The sequence below is a fragment of the Salinibacterium sp. genome (assembly GCF_031364185.1).
Classification (GTDB): Bacteria; Actinomycetota; Actinomycetes; order Actinomycetales; family Microbacteriaceae; genus Rhodoglobus.
On record NZ_JANLVV010000105.1, the window covers coordinates 1 to 4,526 of the forward strand.

Sequence of the window (4,526 nt, forward strand, 5' to 3'; positions counted from 1 at the left end):
TTTGTGGATATCGCCGGTCTCGCACTACCGCCCGGTGCGCACGCCAAAACAGTCACCTACGACAGCGCGTGGCGGCAACTGACGGCCAAGAGCGCGGTGGGCTCGACGGCATCGCAGGTGTGGGATCCGAAGGATCTGGTGCTTTCATCCACTGACGCCCAGGGCCTGATGGTAACGAACATCTACAACAAACAAGACCGGTTGACGGATGCCTACGGGCCAGCCCCGGCGTCCTGTTTCGGCGCCAACCGGCTGCCGTTGGCGTCGTGCCCGGTGGTTCCCGCGCACACGGCGACCGGATACGACCAGGGCCTCGTCGGACTACATGTGGCATATTACAACAATCCGGCGTTGTCGGGTCGGCCGCTGTCATTCGGGTTGGGCATTGCCGGGGCCACCGGCGGAGCGGTGAACACCACCTTCCCGGCTGGGTCACTGCCTCCGGGGTCGCTTTTCGACAACATCTCGATGCGGTTGACCGGGCTGATTACGTTCCCTACGTCGGGCATCTACACACTCAAAACCTATGCGGATGATGGCACCCAGCTGTGGGTGGATGACGTGCCGGTGATCGACGATTGGCAGGGCGTCGGCGAGCACTGGAACCAGGTTGCCGGCACGGTGACGGCCGTAGCGGGCGAGGCGCGTCGCATCCGGTTGCAATATCGGGAGGGCACCGGCAATGCCCTGCTGCAGTTGCACTGGGTGCGCCCCGACGGGGTGAGCGAGCTAGTACCCGGCTCCGCGTTGAAGCCCGATTACGGTCTGGCGAACGGCACGACAATGTTTGATTCCGCGCCGACCGGAGTTGCAGGTGTGTCCAGTGCGCAGGTGCCGAACATCGTCACGGCGTTGGAGTACACGCATCCGTGGTTGGGTGCGGTAACCGGCTCCATAGTCGACCAGGGCGGGTTGGGGCTGAAGACAGCGACCACGTACGAGACACCGGGCACGTTATGGCTCAGGCGGACGACGAAGCGCCTGCCTGCTGCGGTAGCGACGAACGCTCCGGCATCGGCGGGCTCTACCTTCGAGTACTGGGGCGACAAAGAGGCTCTGGGCAGTGTCATTTGTGGACTGCCGGCAACGACCCCGCAGTCGGGCTTCCTGAAGAAGGTGACCGCGCCAGCCCCGGCCGTGGGGTCTGCGGTGGTCTCCGAATACGTCTACGACATCCTGGGTCGCACGGTGGGTTCGAAGCGGTCAGGGGATACCACCTGGTCGTGCACGACGTTCGACGGCCGGTCGCGTCCGACGTCGACGGTGTTCTCCGCCTTCGGGAGCGCCGCGGCCCGCACTGCGGTGTTCACCTACTCCACCGCAGGCAACCCGTTGGTCACGTCTGTGGCCGATGGTGCCGTCGCCGGGTCGACGAATGGGTCGAAGATCACCACAACCTCCGATCTCCTGGGCCGGGTGGTCTCCTCCCGGGATGTGTTCGATACTGTCACGATTCCGGCATATGAGGCCCTGACCGGCAGGGTGACCAGTGTCGCCACGAGTCCGGCGGGTGGGGTGGCATCGGTGCAGGCCTTCACCTATGACGCGGATGGCAAGGTCGAATCGGTGTCTCTGGATGGCGCGGTCATCGCCGACCCGGTATACGCGGCGTCCCAGCTGCTGCAATCGGTCAGTTACGCCAACGGCACCAGCCTGTCGTCGATCACCCGCAACCCGACCGGGGCGACCACGGGGATCGGGTGGGCGTTCCCGAACACCCCGGTGGCAGCGTCGACGGTGAACCGTCCCGCGGAGACGGCCTATACGACCGGGTTCGAGTCGGGCACGGACGGGTGGGCAGCCACGAGCCCCTCGACCGCAGCGACGGTCACGACGGCCAAGCACGCGGGCACGGCGGCGGTGAAACTGACCCAGACGACCGCGCCAGCATCCGTCATCTCAAGGACGGTCACCGGTCTGGTGGTCGGTCGGTCGTACACGGTCGACGTGTGGGCGGCAACCGATCAGGTCGCCCCCGCGGTGACGCAGGTCGCGGTGGGTGTGGTCGGTATCGGCGACACCGCGTTGACGACTGTGACGGCGGCATCCGGCGGCACAGTGACGTGGGTGAAAACGACCTACCCGTTCACTGCGACGGCCACGAGTCATGTGGTGCGGGTGCAGGGTCAGTCGACCCCGAACGGCACCGCCCAGATCCTGGTCGACGACATCACGGTGTTGAAGGACGCGTGGGTGGAGACCATCCCCACCAGCGGCACCCCGCAAGCCCAGGTCGCGGACACTGTGGTGCGCTCACAGTCGGGCAGGATCTTGCAGAACACCCTCACCGACGGGGCCAAGGTGGAAACCTCCGCGTATTCGTATGATGCGGCGGGCCGGTTGATCACCGCGATCATCCCCAGGCACACCCTGACCTACGGTTTTGCGCAAACCTCCACCTGCGGGGTGAACACCGCTGCGGGAAGGGATGGGAACCGCACCAGTTTCTCCGATACCAAGGATGGTGGCACTCCGGCGGTGACGGGGTATTGCTACGACTGGGCGGATCGCCTCACCGCCACCACAGTCCCGGCGGGACCAGCAGTAGCGGGCGCATCCCCGGTGTCCGGCACCGCCCTGACCGCAGGCACGCTCACCTATGACGCGCACGGCAACACGGTGAAACTCGCCGACCAGAACCTCACCAATGACGTCGCAGACCGGCACCTGACGACGACCCTCACCGATGGGACGACGATCGTCTATGTGCGGGACGTGACCGGCCGGGTCGTCTCGCGCACCGACGACCCCGCAGGTCCCGGGGTGGGCGCTGTCGCAACCACCATCCGGTACCTGTTCGCCGGTTCCGGGCTGTTCGGTGTTGCGAGCGGTACGGGGGTGCTGCTGGAGCGGGACCTGACCCTCCCGGGCGGAGTGAACGTGACGATACCCACAGGCGCCCCGGCAACGCCGGGGGCCGCGTCGACGTGGGCGTTCCCGAACCTGCATGGAGATACGATCCTCACCACCAATGCGGTAGGTGTGCGGGTGGGGGTGCGGGCGTCGTATGACCCGTTCGGGCAACCCATCGATCCGGCTACGGGCAGTATCGGCACGTTGGCGGCGGATGATGCGATCCCGGATACCAGCCCAGGGGAGGCCGACTACGGGTATGTCGGCGCAGCGAGGAAACTGTATGAGCACCAGGGGTCGATCGCGACCATCGAGATGGGCGTGCGCCAGTACGTCCCGGCGTTGGGCAGGTTCCTGTCCGTCGACCCGGTCGAGGGTGGAGTGAGCAACAGCTACGACTACCCCGCCGACCCCATCAACATGTTTGATCTGACAGGGCAGTCAATCGATCCCCCTGGCTGGAAACGAGCAGCAGCTTGCGCTCGCCTCGTGGCCGATATCGTTCGCAAATTGGGAAAGCTGAACAATCGTAAAATTAATGCAAAGTTCGACCCAAAGACAGGTTTTGGGGTGAGAGTTGGTGGCCCAGATCTTGGCCACCTGACAGCGCTAAACAATTTGGAGAGGGGCATCAAGAATGATATGGACCGGTTCAATCTTCAGTGCGGGGGCCTCCCTCCGCCTCCGCCCCCCAGCTCCCCAATTCTCACTACGTCATGGCAGTCGTACCCCCTAGCAGGCTACTCGCCGGGCGGAGCCCCGCTCCCGATCGTGACACCTGGCCCTCCCGGAGGCCCAGTCGATGTCGGAAATGGCGGTGCGCAATTGGGCGGAGGAATATTAGCCGCCGGCGGCGTAATATTGCTGTTACTTACCTCACCACTTTGGCTTCCGGGCCAAGTGGTCATGGGCTAGAAGGATGGGCTCGATGGATGTCGATGAGGAAAACCTTGCGGAATTGTGGTGGCAGTTTCACGGCCGTGGCGGCGTGCTGGGAACGTCCAACCCAATCGACGACGAGCAGGCGGACCAACTTCGCGCCGTCGACGATTGGGTTTTAGCGAAAAGTGAATCGGTTCAATCACTTACTCGCCTACTGGAGTTGCTCGCGCAATCCGCGCCGAACGAGGACGAGCTCCCTTACATCGGTACTTGGGTTTTGGAAGATGCTGACATGGACCACGCCGCGTCACCTAAGGACGCACTTGCTGGCGCGAATCTTTCGCAGAGCGTGATTGACGCCATCCAGTCTGGTTATCTCCCCTGGCGCGATTTACAGTGAATCTGGTCAGTGCACGAAACGTTCTGGCCACAGTGGGTATTCCCAAATCTGCACGGGGATAAGACCCAGACCATCAAAGCGGTCGGACAACGAATCGGCGTGCGTGCCAGTCATGACCCGTTCGGGCAACCCATCGACCCGGCCACCGACGCGATCGGCGCCCTAGCGGCGGATGAAGCGATCCCGAACACCATCCCCGGTGAGGCCGACTACCGGTAGGCCAGGCAGCATCGGACATTGTATGAACACCAATGCAGCATCGCGACGATCAAGATGGGCATGCTGCAGTTCCGTCGACACATTCCAGGATCAGAAACTCATCGCCCACGAAATCAATCACACGCGCCAGCGGGTAACTTTGGGACCGGTGAAGCGCCTCAGGTTTTCTGCC

At 63.8% G+C, this 4,526-nt stretch carries 3 protein-coding genes; all 3 read left to right on the plus strand.

All coding sequences use genetic code 11. The annotated features are described in order from the left end of the window. The coding region (locus RMN95_RS05120) for a PA14 domain-containing protein (RefSeq protein ID WP_309615875.1) at positions 1-3,768 on the plus strand (3,768 nt) is incomplete at its 5' end. A gap of 13 nt (positions 3,769-3,781) precedes the next feature. After that, a complete protein-coding gene (locus RMN95_RS05125) occupies positions 3,782-4,135 on the plus strand; it encodes a hypothetical protein (protein WP_309615876.1) in 354 nt (117 codons plus the stop codon). A 9-nt stretch (positions 4,136-4,144) separates the two neighbouring features. Continuing rightward, positions 4,145-4,354 carry a hypothetical protein gene (locus RMN95_RS05130; RefSeq protein WP_309615877.1) on the plus strand — a complete coding sequence of 70 codons (210 nt, stop codon included), beginning with the start codon at positions 4,145-4,147 and terminating at the stop codon, positions 4,352-4,354. Positions 4,355-4,526 lie beyond the last annotated feature (172 nt).